Origin of the sequence: Alkalihalobacterium elongatum (assembly GCF_019024285.1) — a bacterium.
Taxonomy (GTDB): Bacteria; Bacillota; Bacilli; order Bacillales; family Bacillaceae_F; genus Alkalihalobacterium; species Alkalihalobacterium elongatum.
Genome location: NZ_WMKZ01000045.1, coordinates 1 through 20,084, shown reverse-complemented (window position 1 = coordinate 20,084; position 20,084 = coordinate 1). Strand labels below are relative to the sequence as shown.

Below are 20,084 nucleotides of genomic sequence, written 5' to 3'. Positions count from 1 at the left end.
TTGTCCAGCTACAGGTGCCATCGGCTCGAGGTCGCTTCGGTCCAGCAAACGTGTCCGAAGAGCAGGCCACTACTTGCTGGCCCTCCAGCGCTTGTCGCCGATAAGCAGGCACCTTCCGCTTTTCTTATGAAAACACGATGGTTTTATTGCCGTATGTTATGATGCGGTCTTCGTTATGCCAGGCAACGGCTCTAGCAAACGTAATACGTTCAACGTCACGACCTGCAATTTTAAGTTGTTCAGCTGTATAACGATGGTTAACTCGAAGTACATCTTGTTCAATGATTGGACCTTCATCTAGATCATCAGTAACGTAATGAGCAGTTGCACCGATCAGCTTGACTCCGCGATCGAATGCACGATCATAAGGGTTTGCACCGATAAATGCAGGTAAAAAAGAATGGTGAATATTAATAATCTGTTGTGGAAATTCTGCAACAAATGTTGGTGATAAGATTTGCATATATCGAGCTAATGCGATGAAGTCAACATTATACTGTTTAATAAGCTCGATTTGACGCTGTTCCGCTTCTGCCTTTGTGTCTTTACTAACAGGAATATGGTAAAATGAAATACCGTAAGCTTCAACTGTTTCTTGTAGATCAGGGTGATTACTTATAACTAATGGGATATCTACTAGTAATTCTCCAGAACGCCATTTCCAAAGTAATTCTAATAGGCAATGATCTTGCTTTGATACAAAAATGGCCATTTTCTTCATGCGCTTTTCACTTTCAAGACGCCATTCCATAGCTAATTGGTTAGCAATTGGAACGATCTCGGTTTGAATCTTTTCAAATGATTGATCAAAATCATTTAAATCAAACTCGATACGCATATAAAACATTCCACTTTCTGGGTCTGTAGTATATTGATCGGATTGAACAATATTCGCACCATGTTCATGCAAAAATGTAGATATTGTTGATACAATTCCTGGTCGATCTGGACACGAAATTAATAATTTTGCACGGTTTTCTAACTTTTTTTGTCTCATTTATTCTCCACCCTAATCCTTTTATTTTGGCTGTGTAAAAGAGCCTATTTTTTAGTAAAGATATTACCATGTTTGTACATAAAAAGAAAAGGCTAAAAAAACATTCAATATCTTAGTATCATGTAAAGTTAACAATTATAGGTGGTTAAAAAATAACCAATTTATATGTTTTTAAATATACTATTAATATATAAGGAAAGTTAGGGGGCATGTCTATGACGGCTTACCATGTTCAAAAAGCAGAAATAAAAAAAGTAGACGAAATAACAGTTATCATGTCCTCACCAATTGAAGAACAACTAGATACTGATTTCTTTAGATTACGCTCTAGAAATAAAGAAATACCTATCCTCCATATAAAAAAAACGTCCAGTAATGAACTAAAGTTGCAATTATTTAATACAATTGAATTCGGAAAAGAGTATATGTTGTCTACAAAAGATGGGGATCATCTTTTAGTCAAAGTAGGTGAAGTTGTTAGAACAAAAGCATTCGATGATATGTTCTATTATGAAATGGATGATTTGGGAGCTTCTTATACAAGCTCTGAAACGACTTTCAAAGTATGGGCACCAACAGCGACCGAAGTAAGGCTAGTATTATTTAATGATTGGAAAGAGGAAAGTGGAATAGAAATTCCTATGGTTCGTAAACAAAAAGGCGTGTGGAAATTATCCTTACCTGGTGAGCAAGATGGTCTATTTTATCTTTATAAAGTCTGCGTTAATGGAATTTGGAGAGAAGCTGTTGATCCATATGCCAAAGCACTTTCAATAAATGGTTTAAAAGGTGTCGTAATCGATTTATCAAAGACGCATCCGCCAGAATGGCCTAAAAACCTACCCTTCCATGAACGAAATAAAACGGTTATATATGAAGCCCATATAAGAGATTTCACAATAGCGCAGACAAGTGGTGTTGATATTGATAAAAAAGGAAAATATGTTGGCTGGCTTGAAGAAGGAACAAAGGCAAGTGGTGGTACAACAACGGGACTAGATTACCTAAAAGAATTAGGAGTAACTCATGTTGAACTTCTTCCAATAAATGATTTTGGAAGTATCGATGAGCAAAAACGAGATAGCTACAATTGGGGATACGACCCTACACATTATTTTGTACCTGAAGGTAGTTATTCCGATGATCCTAAAAATCCTTCATTACGTATTAAAGAAGTTAAACAATTAATTGGTAAACTGCATGACCATAACCTACGCGTCATATTGGATGTTGTCTATAATCATGTATACATTTGGCAAGACAGCGATTTTGAAAAGATAGTTCCTGGTTATTACTTCAGATACAATGAAAATGGCCAAATCTCTAATGGAACTGGTGTCGGCAATGATATTGCCTCTGAACGTAAGATGGTTCAAAAGTTTATCATAGACTGTGTTTCGTTTTGGGTAAAGGAGTATAATGTCGATGGCTTTCGCTTTGACCTAATGGGAATTTTAGATGTCGAAACGATGCAAAAGGTTGCGAACCATTTATACGATTTAAAACCATCGATCATCTTATTAGGAGAAGGCTGGAACCTGCCAACAGCTTTCCCATTTGAAAAGAGGGCAGTCCTGGAACAAGCGAAATCCTTGGATAAAATTAGTTTTTTCAATGACCGGTTTAGAGATCGCTTAAAGGGTAGTAGTTTTAATCATCATGAAAAGGGATTTATTAATGGAAATGCAGATGCAACCGAAAGCACTAAAGAAGTTTTAGCGGGAACAATGGGAGTATTTCAACAGGAAGATCAACTTTTTAGAAATCCGCAACAATCAATAAATTATATCGAATGTCATGACAATCATACCTTATGGGATAAATTATCTCTTTCAAATGGAGGAGACCCTGAAGAATACCGATATAAAATGCATCGATTAGGAACTTCAATGGTATTAACTGCTCAAGGTATTCCTTTCCTCCACGCAGGACAGGAGTTTTTTCGGACAAAATATGGAATAGAAAACAGCTATAAATCGCCTGATTCTATTAATGCAATCGATTGGGAACGTAAAGAAGCGTTTATAGATAATGTGAACTATGTGAAAGGCTTAATTGCGCTTAGGGAAAAACATCCTGCTTTTCGCTTGAACACTTTCAACTCAGTACAAAGACACTTAAAACCATTTGATACTCCACCTCATGTTATTGGCTATATGTTAGACGACCTAGATAAAGTAGATGAATGGAAGCGAATAGCAGTTATTCATAATGGGAGCTGGTCAACAATTGAAGTAATTCTGCCATACGATGGTGAATGGAAAGTAGTCGTTGACGATAAGAGGGCGAATTTGATACCATTATATTTTGAAAAAGGAAAACGTATAAATATCGCTCCGATTAGTACAAAAGTATTAGTTCAGGAATAAAGCAGAGTCACTTGAAGTTGGCTCTGCTTCATTATTCTATGAAATTATACATAGGCTAACTTACGAAATTGGGTTATACTGTAGGTAATAAATTGTTGGAATGAACTACAGATGAAATAGAAGGTGAAATGGTTGAAGTTTTTTTTAGGAGACGACTGGCATGTAACACCTGCCGGTGGAGCAACAGGAGAAGCGTATATTGCACAGCAGGGTGACCAGAAGCTTTTTTTAAAGCGGAATTCGTCTCCATTTTTAGCCGTTTTATCTGCAGAGGGCATTGTTCCTAAATTGCTATGGACGAAACGATTAGAAAGTGGAGATGTCATTACTGCACAGCGGTGGGTAAATGGACGAGAGTTAAAATCGTATGAAATGAACGGAAATAATGTAGCTCAATTATTAGCAAAAATTCACCGTTCCAGTGAGCTGCTTGATATGTTTAAACGCATAGGGAATACACCTTTAACGCCACAGATCATTATTGAAAATCTTCAAAAGAAATTGTCCTTACTTCAATCCTATGATGAAGTACTAGAACATGGACTAATCTATCTATTTAAACAAAAAGACCGTGTAGAACATCATCATTTTGTTGTTTGTCATACAGATGTTAATCATAATAATTGGATTCTCAGTGAGAATGGGGAATTGTACTTGATAGACTGGGATGGAGCAACTGTTGCCGATCCTGCACTTGACTTAGGCTTATTATTATATCTATATATCCCTGAAGCACAATGGGAAGGATGGCTTAACCAATACGGTGTTTCATTAACTAGTGATCTTCATTTACGAATGCATTGGTATGTTGTATCACAAACGATGTATATTATTCTCTGGCATATTCAAAGAAATGAATTGAGTCAGGTAGAACGTTGGGAAAGGTATCTTGTCGAACTAATCAAAGATAGCACACATTAACAGCTGTCGAGATCAGAGGAAGACCGCTTAACAATAGCAAATAATGCAAAATTCCCCAGGAAATATGGGGAATTTTTTTGCTTTTTTTGTCGTTATTCCATTTTTCTACAACGGGTTTTAATAAATTTACACCAATTTAAAGTCTTTAATTAAGTCAGGCTAGTGTTATCGAGGATCTGCATCCATTGATTGACATCTTGGTTCTCGAATGGTTGATGGTTGTCGACATTTAGTTGTTGAATTTGTTGTAGTGCTTGTAGCAAGTTAGGATCATTATGGCTTTCAGCGACTAATGATGATGTAAGTCGGTTAATTTGTTCATACTCATCTTTTGTCATATATTGCTCCGAAGATTGATTTTTTAAGATGTCGGTTAGCAGTCCAAGTTTATCGTAACTGTTCATTGGCATAACGGAAACGTCCTTTCAGCATAATATACATATATCTAATATTAGAATGCGTTAATAGAACAATAACTATCCGTTAAATTTCTCTGCCTTTTCTTTGATCGTAATCAATTGTGACAGCTTCACTACCAGTCATAACAAGTTGAAGTTCTTCAATCCAACGTTTTAAATTTAAATCATTAAATGTCACGTGTTCGCTTAAGTTATTACTTTCTTTCACAGTTATACAGTAAGCTTGGAGTTCTTGTAGTGTTCCCTGGAAATTTGGATCAATTTCTTCCTCTTGTCTAATAATTGAAATTTTTTCCTGCAACTCTTCACACTGTTCGAGTGTAGTTACACCTTGCTTAAGTTGGGTTTCTAGTAATTCAATAATTGGCTTTGTGTTTACAAGCTTCTTGTCTGACATATTGATCCCTCCTTAATTGGACTGACTATGAATAACTAATACCCTTATCAAGAGTTAATAAACATAGTGAGTTTTGTTCAAATGTTTCAAGAGGGGTAGTGGAATAGTTTTCACAGTATCTATACAATTTCGCTGAAAGGTCATATAATAAAAAATTGAGTACAAAATGATCGTTGTTTTTAATCAAAAGGAGTGAAAGCATGCGTTTACGAAATAAACCTTGGGCACAAGATGAAATAAATAAAGAGTCTTCTATTGTTATTGCACATCCAGAACAAAAGAAGGGCAAGTGGAACAAAGTATTTGGAAATGATAATCCGATTCATATCGAAGTAGGAACGGGTAAAGGACAGTTTCTAACAAAGATGGGACAAGCTAATCCCGATATTAATTACATTGGGATTGAAAAGTATACAACAGTTATTCATTCTGCGATGGAAAATGTTCGCGATGCAAATGTTGAAAATGTTAAACTGTTGAATAAAGATGTTTTAAATTTAGGAGATTATTTCGAGGAAGGGGAAGTAAGCCTCGTTTATATTAATTTTACGGATCCTTGGCCGAAAGCTAGACATGAAAAAAGAAGACTTACTTATGAACGGTTTTTAAGTCTTTATCAAACTGTATTGAAGCCGAATGGTGAAATCCATTTTAAGACAGATAACCAAGGGTTATTTGAATATTCCCTTCATAGCTTCTCAAAATATGGTTTAATATTAAACAATGTGAGTTTAGACCTTCATAAGAGTGATATGGTAGGTAATATTATGACGGAATACGAAGAAAAGTTCTCATCCAAAGGAATGAGAATTTATCGATGTGAAGCAGTTTATCGATAAGCCATTCACAATACGAAAACAAGTTTAACAGCAAAAATATTAGTTACTCAAACAATAAATATGAAGACCTTAAAGCTGTATCTCTTAGAAATAGATGTTTCTAAGAGATACAGCTTTTGTGTACTTAGAAAACACTTAAGGACAAAACAAAGGTGTAAAAGGCTTTCTAATTTGGCATGGATTTTGCAATGTCAGTGTAAGCGTTCAATCGCTAAATTAGAGAGGAGAGTGATTTAAATAGCTCTTTTATCATAATTTTTTCTTTTGGCTCATTTACTTAATTGAAAAAATGAATAGAAGGAGGAAAAGTAGATATGACGATAACAGTGGGACAAATGCTTGATTGGTCTTCACAAAATTACCCAGATAAACTTGGCATAGTGTATGTACGAAAAAATCAATATTGGACGTTTTCCGAGTTAGATGAAAAGGTGAATCGCTTCGCCTCATCACTGCAAAAGTTAGGGGTAAAAAAGGGAGATGTGGTATCAACTTTTCTTTACAATACGAGTGAATTTGTTGTCGCGCTATTTGCTGCAGCGAGGATAGGCGCTGTTTTTAACCCAATAAATTACCGACTAACAGCTAGTGAACTAAAGTATATTTTAGAGGATGCAAATTCAAAAGTTCTTCTATTTGAAAAGGCGGTTCATGAAACAGTTTCTAAAGCGAAAGAGCTTGGGGTTAATGTTGACAGTTTTATATATGTAGATGAAGATACTCCTCATTTTAGCATGAACTTTTATCGTCTATTAGAAGAAGGTGAAACTAGTCGTCCCACGACGACCGTAGATGAAGAAGATATTTATATTATGATGTATACAAGTGGTACGACAGGAAAACCAAAAGGAGTTCTTCATAAACATCGAGATATGGTTCATCATAATTTTTTAATGATGCAGTGCATGGGAATTACGAAAAATGACATCGGTTTATCAATTGCTCCATTAAATCACACAGCTGAACTTCATACTTCATTTTTGCCCAGACTACAAGTCGGAGCCACGAATATTTTATTACACCATTTTGATTCTTCTCAAACTTTACAAGTCATACAGCATCACAAGGTCAGTCATTTATTTGCTGCCCCAACGATGGTGAATATGCTATTAAACGATCCAAGCTTTGAAAATTATGATCTTTCTTCTCTTCGTATATTAGGTTATGGTGGCGCCTCAATGGCCCCTGTGCTTATTAAGGAATTTGAAAAACGAACGAGTGCGGCACTTGTTCAAATGTATGGAACTACAGAGATGGGACCTGTTATGACCGTATTATTTGAGGATGAACAACTATCAAAAGCAGGGTCTGCAGGGAAGGCGATACTCACTCACGAAGTCCGAATCGTAAGGCCAAATGAGGATGGAACCCCAACTCATCCAGAAAATATGTGCGACGTTCATGAGGTTGGTGAAATCATCGTAAGAGGGCCATGTGTAATGAAAGAATATTATCAAAGGCAAGAAGCTACCGAAAAAGCCCTTGCTCATGGGTGGTATCATACTGGAGATTTAGGTTCTGTTGATGAAGACGGCTATATTTGGATTCGGGATCGAATTGACCATATGATTGTTTCGGGTGCTGAAAATGTATACCCGAGAGAGGTTGAAGATCGATTAATAGAACATCCTGATGTAATTGAAGCTTCAGTTATTGGAAAGCCAGATCTTAACTGGGGAAAAATTGTAACCGCTTTCATAGTGGCGAGAAAAGGCAGTAACCTAAATGAAGAAGAGCTTGATCAATTTTTATTACAAGGAGAAAAACTAGCAAAGTATAAAAGACCGAGAGAATATTACTTTGTTGATGCTCTTCCTAAGACACCAAGTGGAAAGATACAAAAATTTATTTTAGAAAAAAAATTTAAAAATGAAGCTAAATTATAAGCACTCTATCGTTCAATCAATCATACAAGTTGCTAGTTTATAAATAAATTAATTAAAGGAGCGACTGCTATAATGGGGTTATATAAGAAGAGGGAAGATGGTAATGAACAACCGTCAATGCTTGGTCCGTTAAAACTAAGATTACCATTTGTTCATTATAAGATTGAATATCCTGATTGGTTACAAGGTGCTATTCTCTGTGTAGTTCCAATGAGTATTACAGCTGTAATGATGGATACTTTAGGAATACCATTTGAACTTGCGATTGCCTTTGTAATTATTAATAACTTTCTTTACTTACTCCACACGCATTTTGGAGACCCTTCTGTAGCAGGTTGGATTACTGCAGGGATACCACTGTATGTCGGATTTCTAGCTGGATTTCCAGAGGGAGAAGCAAGAATTTTAGCCTTAATTGCTTTACAATTGACCGTTGCAGCGATTTTCCTGTTTATGGGGATCTTTAAAGGAGCTGACGTTCTTGTAAAAAAAGTTCCTACCTCTTTGAAAGCAGGTATTTTACTAGGAGCAGGCTTTGCGGCACTATATGGCGAGTTCGCAGACGGTGGCAGAGTTTGGACGATGCCAATAACAATTTTGCTTGGGGCAGCCTTAGGGTTTTTCATGATGTTCTCAAAAACAGCAGCTCCATTACGTGAACGCTATCCTTTCTTCAGGTATGTTGCTCAATTTGGAATTGCAATTCCGTTTGCATTAGCTTATATATTTGGAATTATCATAGGTGAAGTTGGGGTACCGCAAATAAGCTGGAGTATCGTAGCACTGCCAGTTGGTGAAATCATTTCGAACTATAGTATTTTTGGGGTGGGAATACCTCCATTAGGATACTTTTTGCAAGCGCTTCCATTGGCGATTGCCGCATACATTATCGCGTTTGGTGATGTATTAGTAGCGAGCTCGTTATTAAAAAATGCAGATGAAGTTCGCAAGGATGAAAAAGTAATATTTAGTCCTGCACGAAATAGCATCATTGTGTCTATACGAAACTTCATTTCTGGGATTTTCATGCCGTTCCTTCCGCTTTCTGGACCACAATGGACAGGAGGGCAGGCATTAGTATTAAACCGATATATGAATAATAGTAGAAAGCAAGTTGACAGTTATTGGGGAGGAGCAACTGGGATATATTGGGGGATGAGTATTGCATTATTATTAGGTCCTCTCGTAACATTATTCCAACCAGGAATTAACATTGGAATGGCGCTAACAATGTTAATTCAAGGGTACTTATGTGGATATTTAGCCATGGAAATACTAAAAGAAAAAGGAACCCTAGAAAAAGGAATCGCCATCATCATAGGGGCGGTGTTAGCAACTCAAGGGGCTGCTTGGGGGCTTGGTGTTGGTATCGTCTTATGGATCATTTTAGAAAAACAATGGGTCAATAAAAGAGCCGTTCCGCAATCAGAAGACGAATCAAAAAGTGTTTAACGTTAAGCTTTAAAGGTTTACAAATATTTACAGGTATGATGTTTAGCACGTGTTGCTAGGCATCATACCTTTTTTATTTTAGCTGTGTTAAAGATTTGACTCACCATGTGAAAAGTGGAATAAAATTAACACTCAATTGAGGGGAATTTGAATATAACGATAGGAAAAACTAATTGTGAACGTTTCTGATCACAAATGAATGAATTTGATAATATATGAACGTTTTTGATTGATTTTTGAAAGCGTTTCATTTTATAATGAATACATCAGCAAGTAGAAAGTAGGTGCCAGAGATGCTTACCGAAGAGCGATATCAACTGATCTTGTCATTATTACATGAAAAAGAAATCGTAAAGTTACAAGAATTTGTTGAAGCTACAAATGCATCTGAATCCACAATAAGAAGAGACTTAACAGATCTAGAAAAAGCAAACAAGCTTAAAAGAGTCCATGGTGGTGCTTCACTTATCAAGAAGCGGTTGATTGAACCGACGCTTGATGAAAAAACGGTCAAAAACAATCAAGAAAAAATAGAAATTGCAAGGTATGCTTCTCAATTTATTGAAAAAGGGGAGTCCATCTATCTTGATGCGGGGACAACTGTAACAGAAATGATCCCATTTCTGCGGGAAAAAGAAGTTGTTGTAGTTACAAATGCAATAAATAATATAAATTCTTTAGTTGAACATGGGATAGAAACACATGTAATTGGTGGGTTTGTAAAATCAAAGACGAAAGCATTTGTGGGGAGAGCGGCAATCCAAGGGTTAGAATCATTTCGTTTTGATAAAGTTTTCCTAGGAGCAAATGGTATTCATATTGACTACGGAATAACGACTCCTGATCCACAAGAAGCATTTGTGAAAGAATTTGCATTGCGTAGAGCTCAACAAGCATTTTTACTTGTGGACCATACAAAATTTGGTGAAATCTCTTTTGCGAAGTTTGCAGATATTGAACAAGTTACGATACTAACGAGTTCTTCTGTAGATAAAGAGATTGTAAAGGCATATAAAAAGAGGACAGAAATTAAGGTGGTAGACTAATGATTTATACAGTGACATTAAATCCTTCAATAGACTTCATAGTAAAAGTAGCTGATTTTCAACTCGGTGCATTAAACCGAAGTGATGATGATATGAAACAACCAGGTGGGAAGGGCATTAATGTTTCGAGAGTACTTTCAAGATTAGGGAAACCTTCTGTCGCGACAGGATTTATTGGCGGCTTTACAGGTGAGTTTATAGAACAAGGCCTTAGAAAAGAAAATATAGTTACTCGTTTTGTTCGTGTAAATGAAGAAACGCGAATTAATATCAAGTTGAAAACGGGCACTGAGACGGAAATTAACGGTGCTGGGCCAAGAGTTATAGAACAGCAACTAGAAGAATTAATAGAAAAGATAAAAGAACTAAAAGAGAATGATTATTTAGTTTTAGCAGGAAGTGTACCGAGGACAGTACCAAGTGATATTTACTCACAGTTAATGGAGATTGCCCAAAAAAGTGGAGCGAAGGTAATTGTAGATACTAGTGGGGAACCTCTACTAGAAGCAATTGAAAGAAAGCCGTATTTAATTAAGCCAAATCATCATGAATTAGGAGAGCTTTTTTCAAACGAGGTCAAAACGATAGATGAAGCGATCCCTTTAGCACAGCGTTTGTTAGATAAAGGAGTAGAGAATATTATCGTCTCGTTTGCCTCAAAAGGTGCGTTGCTCATGAATAAGGACTTATGCATCCATGCAACTGTACCAAAAGGAGAAGTCGTCAATTCTGTTGGTGCTGGCGATACAGTAGTTGCTTCATTTCTAGCCTATTTGGAAGACACAAATGATAGTTTAAGAGCTTTTCAGTATGCAATCGCAGCTGGAAGTGCAACTGCCTTCTCTAATGAATTTTGCACAAAAGAAGATATAGAGAGGCTTGTTTTAGAAATAGATTTGACACCTAAGAAGAGAGGATGAAACACCGATGAGAATATCTGAACTATTAAAAAAAGATACCATGTTATTGAATTTAAAGAGTTCAACGAAAACACAAGTTATTGATGAACTCGTAGATAAATTAGATCGAGCGGGCCGATTAAATAACAAAAACGAATTTAAAAAAGCAATTCTTGCGCGAGAAGAGCAAAGTACAACAGGTATTGGGGAAGGAATTGCTATTCCACATGCTAAAACAGCAGCAGTCAAAACGCCAGCTATAGCTTTTGGTCGCTCTAAAAAAGGGGTAGACTATGAAGCACTTGATGGTCAACCCAGTCATTTATTTTTCATGATTGCAGCAAGTGAAGGGGCAAATAACGAACATTTAGAGACGCTATCACGCTTAGCGACTTATTTAATGGATACAAACTTCCGCAAGGCCATTTTAGAAGCTCGTACTGAAGAAGAAGTGCTTCAAGCGATTGACGCAAAGGAAGCTAGTGAAGAAGGAAGTCAAGAGACAACTGCTGAAGAAAAGAAGAGTGATAAATTTATTTTAGCAGTTACAGGATGTCCAACAGGTATCGCTCACACGTATATGGCAGCTGATGCGTTGAAAGAAAAAGCAAAAGAATTAGGTGTGCAAATTAAAGTTGAGACGAATGGCTCTGGCGGTGTGAAAAATCGCTTAACTTCGGATGAAATTGCGAAAGCCGATGCTATTATTGTCGCAGCAGATACAAAAATTGAAATGGATCGCTTTGCCGGGAAGAAAGTACTTCAAGTTGGTGTAACAGACGGAATTCGCAGACCAAAGGAATTACTTGAAAAAGCAATTACTGGTAACGTTTCTGTTTATCAATCAACAGGTAGTGGGCAGCAGGAAGGATCATCGGAAAAAGGAAGTAAGGGTGGCTTCTATAAACACTTAATGAATGGTGTTTCAAATATGCTTCCGTTCGTAATTGGTGGAGGTATTCTGATTGCCTTATCATTTGCTTTTGGTATTGAAGCCTTCGATCCTGATCACCCAAGCCATCACCCATTAGCTGAAATGCTTATGACAATTGGTGGCGGGAATGCGTTTGGATTAATGATCCCAGTACTAGCAGCGTTTATCGCTATGAGTATTGCAGATCGCCCAGGGTTTGCTCCTGGTATGGTCGGTGGTTTAATCGCTTCAACTGGAGGCGGTGGCTTCTTAGGTGGTTTAATTGCAGGTTTTCTCGCGGGTTACTTAGTTGTTTTAATTAAGTGGGGGCTTAGAAATCTGCCTCGTTCATTAGAAGGTATAAAAACGATTTTGCTCTATCCAGTTTTTAGTATTTTGTTCACGGGTATGATCATGTTATCCATTGTAGGACCGTTAAGTGCATTTAACACAGGATTAGAAAATTGGCTTGGTGGCATGGGGACTACGAATGTAATTTTATTAGGAATTATTCTTGGTGGAATGATGGCTATTGATATGGGAGGACCTATTAACAAAGCTGCCTTCACTTTCGGTATTGCGATGATTGATGCAGGTAATTTTGGGCCGCATGCAGCAGTTATGGCAGGAGGAATGGTACCACCAATAGGTATTGCTCTTGCGACAACATTCTTTAAAAATAAATTTACAAAACAAGAACGGGAAGCTGGAAAAACCAACTACATCATGGGTGCATCATTTATTACAGAAGGTGCGATCCCATTTGCAGCAGCCGACCCAGGACGCGTAATTCCGTCCGTTGTAGTTGGTTCAGCTGTAGCAGGTGCGTTAACGATGATGTTTGGAATCGGTTTACCTGCTCCTCACGGCGGTGCCTTCGTAATTGCCCTCGTTAGCGGAAATCCACTGATGTATGCTTTAGCCATTATTGCAGGTGCAATCGTTACAGCCATCATGCTCGGCATCTTGAAGAAACCAGTAAAATAACATCAGAGGCTGCAATTGCAGCCTCTTTTTTTGGTGCCAGGCACCTTTAGTGCACTAAAGGTGCCTGGCACCATTTTTTAAAATAATTTAACTTATTCGTTTACGTCTAAGATGGTTCCTGTTTTAGCATCAACGATGAAATCATACTGTAAGTTTTCTTCGTTTTCGTTTGATGCAGTTAGACCACCACGGTAAACTGTGTATTCTAACTGATTTTTGCTCCAAGTTTCGGGTATCATATGAATCCAAGACCCTGTAACGTTAAACGAATGAGATAACTTATTTTTTACTTGCTTTAAGGCTCTCTCGGGCGAAATAAGTTCTTGCCCAATTTTTGAGCGGAGTAACAGTCCAGCGACTAGCCCAACACCTATTCCAATAGCAAAACGTTTCATTCCCAAAACAATCCCACCTTCATATTTTGTCATTTATTAAAGTATACTGAATTCTAATGAGATTTCCAAATCGGTTACAATTAGTGTAATAAAAAAAGCACTGTCTACACGTTTCTCTGGAAAAACAAGTGATCTTTCGGTAAAATAAGCGTGTACATAATATTCTTCGGAACTCGAAAGGAGTCTAGTCATGAACAAAGATACATTAGCTCTTTTTAAAACGTTAACAGAATTACCTGGTGCACCAGGATTTGAACATGAGGTTCGCCGCTTTGTTCGTTCTGAATTAGAAAAGTATTCAGACGAAGTTATTCAAGATAAGTTAGGAAGCATTTTCGGTGTAAAAAAGGGAAATGAAAACGGACCAAAGGTAATGGTTGCAGGACATATGGATGAAGTTGGCTTTATGGTTACGTCCATTAATGAAAAAGGTCTTCTTCGTTTCCAAACACTAGGTGGATGGTGGAGCCAAGTACTATTAGCTCAACGCGTTCAAATTATTACAGATAACGGACCAGTTATCGGGGTTGTTGGTTCAACACCGCCACACTTATTGGAGGATGCCCAACGTAATAAACCAATGAACATTAAGGAAATGTATATCGATATCGGTGCAGATGATAAAGCAGACGCACTGAAAATTGGGATTAAACCAGGACAACAAATTGTTCCGATTTGTCCATTTACACCTATGGCAAACGAAAAGAAAATTTTAGCTAAAGCTTGGGATAACCGTTATGGTGTTGGTTTATCAATCGAACTATTAAAAGAGTTACAAGGTGAACAACTTCCTAATACCCTTTATTCTGGAGCAACAGTACAAGAGGAAGTTGGCCTTAGAGGTGCAGCAACTGCAGCAAATATGATCCAACCTGATATTTTTTATGCATTAGATGCAAGTCCAGCAAACGATGCTACTGGTGGAAAAGATGCGTTTGGCCAGTTAGGTAAAGGAGCTCTTCTTCGTATCTATGATCGCACGATGGTTACACACCGTGGAGTTCGAGACTTTGTATTAGATACTGCCGAATCAAATAATATTCCATATCAATATTTCCTTTCTCAAGGTGGAACAGACGCTGGGCGTGTTCATACAAGTAATAATGGAGTTCCATCAATTGTTGTTGGTGTATGTTCACGCTATATTCATACACATGCATCTATCGTTCATGTTGATGATTATGCAGCAGCAAAAGAACTATTAACGAAGTTAGTTAAAACGACTGATAATAATGTGGTCGAACAAATTTTAAAAAATAGCTAATGAAGAAAGGTGGTGCTGCTTTAAGCACTACCTTTTTTATGTTTAAATCAAACTAAAGAAAACTATCAGAATATGTTCAGGAGTGAAACAATGGATATCTATGCTGTTGGATCGAAAAATCCCGCAAAACTAGAAGCGGTCCGATCTGTGTTTACAGATGTAAAAACTGTAGACATTATTGGAGTAGATGTAAATTCAAATGTGTCGGCACAACCCTTTTCAGATGAGGAAACAATGGAGGGTGCCATATCTCGGGCGAAAGGCTGTCTTATTGATGAAAGAGTAAAGGTTGGATTTGGCTTAGAAGGGGGAGTCACAGAAACAAAAGCTGGATTAATGTTGTGTAATTGGGGAGCATTAATGGACCGAAATGGTGAAATGACTGTTGCTAGCGGTGCGAAAATTATTTTACCTGACCATCTAGCGGTTCAAGTAAGAGCAGGAAAAGAATTGGGGGATGTTATCGATCGATTTGCAAAAGAAAGAGACGTCCGTAAAAAAGGTGGAACCGTAGGCATTTTAACAAACGGCTTAATCACGAGAAGTATGATGTTTGAACATATAGTTCGTTTATTAGTAGGACAGTACGAATTTCAAAAACAAAAAAGTTAAAGGTCTTAAAAATGTGAGGTTAACTCAAATGTGGAATTAGGTGGTATATCCACTTTGAGTTAACCTTTAAAATTAATTCTCAAATACGTATGCTAGAGCCCTTAATGCTTGTTCTGGTGTCTCACAAACTACTTGTGCTTTATTTGAAAGTTCCTTTAATGGGTGGTGAAGTGATGCAGGACGAACGAGGATTAAAGGTTTGTTTAGGGAAATGGCAGTTGCTGCGTCCATCGCACTATTCCATTGACGATACTTCTCCCCAAATAAAGCGATTACGACGTCCGCTTTTTGAAGTAAAATTTGTGTGCGTAAGTTGTTAATACTTGATGCAGTTTCATCCTTAGCGATAGCGTCATGTTGTTTGCCAAGTATTTCTTCGCCAATATTGTCCGAACGATCGTGGTTTTCCATCGGGCCTGTAAAAGAAATAGGAAGCTCCATTTCACGCGCTAACTTCTTAATTTCCTCACGCCAATCATCGTGAATTTGTCCTGCAAGATAAACAGATAATTCCATACAGTCAGCTCCTTTTATGTATTGTAGTTCTATTCTAACACTTAAAGATGTATGAGGTAACATAAAGCAACTCTTACTCCTCATAATAAGGAAATGGGTACTATTGCGTTGTATTTATTGCACTCCAAAAGATGTCGAAATAAGGCTGTACTTGTCAATGAATTTTGTTTCAATGTATTATAAACATAGTAAACATTCTATTTATTTGAAAGGGAGATTACGTGTGAAGCCATTTTTCTCCATAGTGACTTTAGTATCATTTTTAATTTTTATGTCTGCATGTCAAATTACGGATGACGAAGCAATTGAGGCGGCTCATCAAGCCTTTACTGAAGGATTTACTTCAGAGGCAACATCCGAACCAAACTTTGAAGGGGAACAGGTTGATTTTTATTTACCGCCTGGCATGGAAGTGACTGAAGAAATTGAATTTAACGTTCAAATAGAAAAAGACGAGCAAATCTTTCTATTGTTCTTCATACCAGTTGAACCCTTTGATAGTGAAGTACATCTTGTACGAGATCAAGAATTCGAAATTGATGCAGTTGTTTTTGAAGTAATTGAAGAAGAAGATAAATTAGGTTACCTAGCCATTACTCCAAGTGAAGAAGGGTACTATAAAGTGATTGTCGGTATGGGTGGTGCAAAGGTTACAACGATATCGACCGTTCAGGAACTTGAAGAAAGTACTGAAATCATGACTGAAATTTTACATAGTGTTCAATATAAAGACTAATCTTAACAATAGATTATAAACACTATAACTTATAGGTAAAAATAGGAGGAATTCATTTGGATTTTTTAAAGAGAAAAGGAATTGACTTATCTTGGAGAACTTATGTCATTACCGCATTGAGTTTTATGGCACTTGGTCTTTTCTCCTCCTTAATTATCGGATTAATCATTCGTACAATTGGTGAACAACTGGCTAGGTTTGAGTTTTTAGGGTTGTTATCAGTATTTTTAACGGAAATGGGCGTCCTCGCAATGGGGCTCATGGGGCCTGCAATTGGAGTTGCGGTTGCTTATGGTTTAAAAGCTCCTCGTCTTGTCCTGTTTGCTGCCGTAGTAAGTGGAGCAGCTGGAGCACAGCTTGGTGGTCCTGCAGGGGCATTTGTTAGTGCATTGCTTTCTACTGAAATTGGTAAACTGGTATCGAAGGAAACCAAAGTAGATATTATTGTAACTCCTTTTGTAACGATAACTGTAGGTTTTTTCGTAGCAAACTTTATAGGCCCCGTAATTCAGTCTGGTATGACTCAATTTGGGAGTTTAGTGATGTGGGCGACAGAACAGCAACCGTTTTTAATGGGAATACTAGTAGCAACGCTAATGGGGTTGGCTTTAACTGCTCCTATCTCAAGTGCTGCGATAGCAATTATGCTTGAACTAGAAGGAATTGCCGCTGGGGCAGCTACGGTAGGCTGTGCGGCTCAAATGGTTGGCTTTGCTGTCAGTAGTTATCGTGAAAATGGTGTTTCTGGATTAATGGCATTAGGCATTGGGACCTCCATGCTGCAAGTACCCAATATTGTAAAAAATCCGTTAATATTAGTCCCTCCTACTGTTGCGGGGATTTGCTTAGCCCCTTTTGCGACGATCGTTTTTCAAATGGTAAATAATCCAGCAGGGGCAGGGATGGGAACGAGTGGATTTGTTGGTCAGATTATGACATTTACAGCAATGGGGTTTTCTTGGAATATCTTTTTTATCATTTTATTTCTACATATTCTTGGACCTGCTATTATTAGTTTAATCGTATCTGAATGGTTTAGGAAAATGAAATTAATTAAGCCTGGGGATATGAAGATTGAACAATAAAAAGAAAGTATCTTGAGGGAGGAATTTATTAATGAAAGAACTACAATCAATGGAAATGTTTCATACTGAAATTCAATCGGGAACAAAAGTAATCATGTTCTCAGCAGACTGGTGCCCAGATTGCCGAGTAATTGAACCTTTTTTACCTGAGGTAGAGGAAAAGTTTTCACAAATTACGTTTTTATATGCTGATAGAGATAAGTTTATTGATCTATGTGGCGAATTAAACGTGTTTGGCATTCCGAGCTTTATCGCTTACCATAATGGTCAAGAAGTTCATCGCTTTGTCAGTAAAGACCGAAAGACTCAAGAAGAGATTGAAACTTTTTTATCAGAAGCATTAAGCAAGTGTTAAGTGCTAGATCGTGTTATAATTAGGGCATGATATTTTTTTAGGGGGACGTTTAATGGACCTTCATATGCTAAGAGAAACTCTTGAAAAGCGATTAGAGCGCCCAGAGTGGACGATAAATTATGACAAAGAAGAAGATCGACTTCGAATTGAAAATAAAGAAATTCGAAAAGGGGCTAATGTAGCACTTAAGCCACTATTAACGAAATATGAAAGAGTTAAAGACGAAGCCATTGAAGAAGCTGTTCGATATGTAGAAATTACACTAACAGCAATGGAACGTGATATATCGCTTGAAGGTAGAGATAAAGATATCTTTCCTGTCATTCGAGGAACCTCTTTTCCAACAGAAACGAAAGATGGGAAGAAGCTAGTGTTTGATGAACATACAGCGGAAACTAGAGTCTTCTATTCGATTGATATGGGGAATTACTACACGCTCATCGATGAGGATATGTTAGAGCGTAATCATTATACCCGTAAAGCCATTCAAGAAGTGGCACTCTTTAATGTGCGATCACTTTCCCATTCGTTAAAAGAAGACCAGGTTGCTGATAATACTTTTTATTTCTTAAACACGAATGATGGTTATGATGCAAGCCGCATTTTAGATGAATCTTTACTAGAGAAGATGAAGCAGAAAGCAGCAGGTACATTAGCTGTCGCAGTACCACATCAGGATGTACTTATTTTTGCAGATATTAAAAATGATACAGGCTATGACGTTTTAGGCCAGATGGTCTTTCAATTCTTTACCCAGGGCAGAAACCCAATCACAGCTCTTCCGTTTATTTATGAAAATGGCGAGTTAGAACCAACGTTTATTCTTGCTCAAAGAAAGCCAAAACATTAAAAAACGTTGTTAAAAATATGAAAAATGTAATATCTTTGCCAACCACTAGAGATTTCTAGTGGTTTTTGCGTTAAAATGAATAGTACTAGCAAAATAATAAAAGGATTTATGTGTTCTTGAGTCAGAAAACTAATAGCAATCCTCCCTGATGATTGAACGACTATTAAAAGTAGGTGAAAAAATGGTTTCCAAGCATAACAAATGGTTACGCAAAATCCAAGAGTGGTTTTTGGGTAAAGAAGAGACTTACACGGTGGAACCAACTAAACAAAAGCCGCATTATGGTAGGCTAGAGGCGGATGACCGTCCATCAGAATTAAAAGTAGTTCATAAATATCCGAAACAAGGTAAGTTTCGCTTTCCTGTAATAGAAGATCAACCAAAAGTAATTAGACAGAAAAAAGATGAAAGTAAGCTTAAGCAAGAAGAACAAACCGATCAACTAGATCAATCAACACAAACAAAACCAGCAAGAGTCGTCACTACATATCAAGGGTCTCGAGAAGAAAATGAAACACCAACAGAAAAAAAACGAGATTTTTTTACCAATAGCCAATTTAAGCCAACATTTATCCCTTCTCCTGTTTACGGATTTAAAAAACGAGAAGAGAAGAAAGCTAACTCTCTACTAGATCATGTTCATATTAATGACAGTGGATATAGAAATAAATCTTCCTCTCCATTAGAAAAGTATAGTGACCGAGATTGGGCTAGCACAAGTAAAGAGCCGCACTTAGGAGTGCAGCATGAAATTGCGGTAACGGCAGAGGAAAAGATAAAATCTGACGATAGTGCATATTTAGAAGAAGATAAGATAACACAGGAAAATAAGTACTATTCTGAAGACGTAACTCTATTAAGACATAGTATCGTTCTGCAACCGTCTAACCAAAGAAAAGATGATCAGGAATTCGAAAGTGAAAGGTCCGAATTAGGTTTCGGTCAAGAAACTCTAGAAAAAACAACAGAGGTTGTACCTTATCAAGAGCAAGAAGAAAGTATACATCAGGCGCATGAACAAGAGTTAGAGGAATTTAGAAGAGAAGAGCTGCGCCAACAAGAGTTAGAGGAAGCCAGAAGAGAAGAGCTGCGCCAACAAGAGTTAGAAGAAGCCAGAAGAGAAGAGCTGCGCCAACAAGAGTTAGA

Annotated in this window: 20 protein-coding genes; 15 read left to right on the top strand and 5 right to left on the bottom strand. The window is 37.3% G+C overall.

What is annotated here, in order from left to right:
• Positions 1-124: 124 nt before the first annotated feature.
• Positions 125-997, bottom strand: coding sequence for a formyltetrahydrofolate deformylase (gene purU / locus GKP30_RS23020; protein ID WP_216831813.1), 873 nt, complete (start codon positions 995-997; stop codon positions 125-127).
• A 215-nt stretch (positions 998-1,212) separates the two neighbouring features.
• Between purU and pulA the strand changes: the two genes are divergently transcribed.
• Both pulA and GKP30_RS23010 read left to right on the top strand, forming a co-directional pair.
• Positions 1,213-3,366 (top strand): type I pullulanase, encoded by a 2,154-nt coding sequence (gene pulA, locus GKP30_RS23015; RefSeq protein ID WP_216831812.1) that lies wholly within the window; start codon positions 1,213-1,215, stop codon positions 3,364-3,366.
• 132 nt (positions 3,367-3,498) lie between these two features.
• Positions 3,499-4,287 (top strand): phosphotransferase family protein, encoded by a 789-nt coding sequence (locus GKP30_RS23010; protein WP_216831811.1) that lies wholly within the window; start codon positions 3,499-3,501, stop codon positions 4,285-4,287.
• Between the two features lie 149 nt (positions 4,288-4,436).
• Here the strand turns inward: GKP30_RS23010 and GKP30_RS23005 are convergent, their stop codons facing one another.
• Positions 4,437-4,697 carry a YtzH-like family protein gene (locus GKP30_RS23005; protein ID WP_216831810.1) on the bottom strand — a complete coding sequence of 87 codons (261 nt, stop codon included), beginning with the start codon at positions 4,695-4,697 and terminating at the stop codon, positions 4,437-4,439.
• A gap of 73 nt (positions 4,698-4,770) precedes the next feature.
• On the bottom strand, positions 4,771-5,103 hold the full coding sequence (locus GKP30_RS23000) for a YtzH-like family protein (protein WP_216831809.1): 333 nt from the start codon (positions 5,101-5,103) through the stop codon (positions 4,771-4,773).
• A gap of 200 nt (positions 5,104-5,303) precedes the next feature.
• On the opposite strand from GKP30_RS23000, the gene trmB reads away from it, so the two are divergent.
• The 6 genes from trmB (at position 5,304) to GKP30_RS22970 (ending at position 13,125) form a co-directional block, all read left to right on the top strand.
• Positions 5,304-5,942: a tRNA (guanosine(46)-N7)-methyltransferase TrmB gene (gene trmB, locus GKP30_RS22995; RefSeq protein WP_216831808.1), complete on the top strand. Its 639-nt coding sequence runs from the start codon at positions 5,304-5,306 to the stop codon at positions 5,940-5,942.
• Between the two features lie 314 nt (positions 5,943-6,256).
• Positions 6,257-7,828 carry a long-chain-fatty-acid--CoA ligase gene (locus tag GKP30_RS22990; RefSeq protein WP_216831807.1) on the top strand — a complete coding sequence of 524 codons (1,572 nt, stop codon included), beginning with the start codon at positions 6,257-6,259 and terminating at the stop codon, positions 7,826-7,828.
• A gap of 72 nt (positions 7,829-7,900) precedes the next feature.
• Positions 7,901-9,280, top strand: a complete 1,380-nt coding sequence (locus GKP30_RS22985; protein WP_216831806.1) for a hypothetical protein — start codon at positions 7,901-7,903, stop codon at positions 9,278-9,280.
• A gap of 293 nt (positions 9,281-9,573) precedes the next feature.
• A complete protein-coding gene (locus tag GKP30_RS22980) occupies positions 9,574-10,326 on the top strand; it encodes a DeoR/GlpR family DNA-binding transcription regulator (RefSeq protein ID WP_216831805.1) in 753 nt (250 codons plus the stop codon).
• Positions 10,326-11,246: a 1-phosphofructokinase gene (pfkB, locus tag GKP30_RS22975; RefSeq protein ID WP_216831804.1), complete on the top strand. Its 921-nt coding sequence runs from the start codon at positions 10,326-10,328 to the stop codon at positions 11,244-11,246. The genes GKP30_RS22980 and pfkB overlap by 1 nt, the downstream gene beginning before the upstream one ends.
• Positions 11,247-11,253: 7 nt before the next feature.
• Complete coding sequence (locus tag GKP30_RS22970; RefSeq protein ID WP_216831803.1) at positions 11,254-13,125, top strand: PTS fructose transporter subunit IIABC; 1,872 nt, start codon at positions 11,254-11,256, stop codon at positions 13,123-13,125.
• A 92-nt stretch (positions 13,126-13,217) separates the two neighbouring features.
• Here GKP30_RS22970 and GKP30_RS22965 read toward each other — a convergent pair whose 3' ends face one another.
• On the bottom strand, positions 13,218-13,520 hold the full coding sequence (locus GKP30_RS22965) for a PepSY domain-containing protein (RefSeq protein ID WP_216831815.1): 303 nt from the start codon (positions 13,518-13,520) through the stop codon (positions 13,218-13,220).
• Between the two features lie 190 nt (positions 13,521-13,710).
• Between GKP30_RS22965 and GKP30_RS22960 the strand changes: the two genes are divergently transcribed.
• Together GKP30_RS22960 and GKP30_RS22955 are read left to right on the top strand one after the other, a co-directional pair.
• Complete coding sequence (locus GKP30_RS22960; RefSeq protein ID WP_216831802.1) at positions 13,711-14,784, top strand: M42 family metallopeptidase; 1,074 nt, start codon at positions 13,711-13,713, stop codon at positions 14,782-14,784.
• Between the two features lie 90 nt (positions 14,785-14,874).
• Complete coding sequence (locus tag GKP30_RS22955; protein ID WP_216831801.1) at positions 14,875-15,396, top strand: DUF84 family protein; 522 nt, start codon at positions 14,875-14,877, stop codon at positions 15,394-15,396.
• Positions 15,397-15,468: 72 nt separating this feature from the next.
• On the opposite strand, the gene GKP30_RS22950 is transcribed toward GKP30_RS22955, so the two are convergent.
• The gene (locus tag GKP30_RS22950; protein ID WP_216831800.1) at positions 15,469-15,912 is read right to left on the bottom strand and encodes a YtoQ family protein; all 444 of its coding nucleotides are present in this window, start codon (positions 15,910-15,912) and stop codon (positions 15,469-15,471) included.
• A gap of 223 nt (positions 15,913-16,135) precedes the next feature.
• Between GKP30_RS22950 and GKP30_RS22945 the strand changes: the two genes are divergently transcribed.
• The 5 genes from GKP30_RS22945 to GKP30_RS22925 all read left to right on the top strand — a co-directional run.
• The gene (locus GKP30_RS22945; RefSeq protein ID WP_216831799.1) at positions 16,136-16,648 is read left to right on the top strand and encodes a hypothetical protein; all 513 of its coding nucleotides are present in this window, start codon (positions 16,136-16,138) and stop codon (positions 16,646-16,648) included.
• A 56-nt stretch (positions 16,649-16,704) separates the two neighbouring features.
• Positions 16,705-17,733, top strand: a complete 1,029-nt coding sequence (locus GKP30_RS22940; RefSeq protein ID WP_236035312.1) for a PTS transporter subunit IIC — start codon at positions 16,705-16,707, stop codon at positions 17,731-17,733.
• 31 nt (positions 17,734-17,764) lie between these two features.
• On the top strand, positions 17,765-18,088 hold the full coding sequence (locus GKP30_RS22935) for a thioredoxin family protein (protein ID WP_216831798.1): 324 nt from the start codon (positions 17,765-17,767) through the stop codon (positions 18,086-18,088).
• 52 nt (positions 18,089-18,140) lie between these two features.
• The gene (locus GKP30_RS22930) at positions 18,141-18,938 is read left to right on the top strand and encodes a DUF1444 domain-containing protein (protein ID WP_216831797.1); all 798 of its coding nucleotides are present in this window, start codon (positions 18,141-18,143) and stop codon (positions 18,936-18,938) included.
• Between the two features lie 181 nt (positions 18,939-19,119).
• On the top strand, positions 19,120-20,084 hold a 965-nt coding region (locus GKP30_RS22925), incomplete at its 3' end, for a hypothetical protein (RefSeq protein WP_216831796.1).

Excerpts from the sequence above, each read along its gene's own strand:
- GKP30_RS22990 (WP_216831807.1), top strand. The coding sequence starts at position 6,257 with ATGACGATAACAGTGGGACAAATGCTTGATTGGTCTTCACAAAATTAC.
- GKP30_RS22930 (WP_216831797.1), top strand. The coding sequence starts at position 18,141 with ATGGACCTTCATATGCTAAGAGAAACTCTTGAAAAGCGATTAGAGCGC.
- pfkB (WP_216831804.1), top strand. The coding sequence starts at position 10,326 with ATGATTTATACAGTGACATTAAATCCTTCAATAGACTTCATAGTAAAA.
- GKP30_RS22965 (WP_216831815.1), bottom strand. The coding sequence starts at position 13,520 with ATGAAACGTTTTGCTATTGGAATAGGTGTTGGGCTAGTCGCTGGACTG.
- GKP30_RS23000 (WP_216831809.1), bottom strand. The coding sequence starts at position 5,103 with ATGTCAGACAAGAAGCTTGTAAACACAAAGCCAATTATTGAATTACTA.
- GKP30_RS22935 (WP_216831798.1), top strand. The coding sequence starts at position 17,765 with ATGAAAGAACTACAATCAATGGAAATGTTTCATACTGAAATTCAATCG.
- GKP30_RS22970 (WP_216831803.1), top strand. The coding sequence starts at position 11,254 with ATGAGAATATCTGAACTATTAAAAAAAGATACCATGTTATTGAATTTA.
- pulA (WP_216831812.1), top strand. The coding sequence starts at position 1,213 with ATGACGGCTTACCATGTTCAAAAAGCAGAAATAAAAAAAGTAGACGAA.
- GKP30_RS22985 (WP_216831806.1), top strand. The coding sequence starts at position 7,901 with ATGGGGTTATATAAGAAGAGGGAAGATGGTAATGAACAACCGTCAATG.
- GKP30_RS23005 (WP_216831810.1), bottom strand. The coding sequence starts at position 4,697 with ATGCCAATGAACAGTTACGATAAACTTGGACTGCTAACCGACATCTTA.
- GKP30_RS22960 (WP_216831802.1), top strand. The coding sequence starts at position 13,711 with ATGAACAAAGATACATTAGCTCTTTTTAAAACGTTAACAGAATTACCT.
- GKP30_RS22980 (WP_216831805.1), top strand. The coding sequence starts at position 9,574 with ATGCTTACCGAAGAGCGATATCAACTGATCTTGTCATTATTACATGAA.
- GKP30_RS22955 (WP_216831801.1), top strand. The coding sequence starts at position 14,875 with ATGGATATCTATGCTGTTGGATCGAAAAATCCCGCAAAACTAGAAGCG.
- GKP30_RS22950 (WP_216831800.1), bottom strand. The coding sequence starts at position 15,912 with ATGGAATTATCTGTTTATCTTGCAGGACAAATTCACGATGATTGGCGT.
- trmB (WP_216831808.1), top strand. The coding sequence starts at position 5,304 with ATGCGTTTACGAAATAAACCTTGGGCACAAGATGAAATAAATAAAGAG.
- purU (WP_216831813.1), bottom strand. The coding sequence starts at position 997 with ATGAGACAAAAAAAGTTAGAAAACCGTGCAAAATTATTAATTTCGTGT.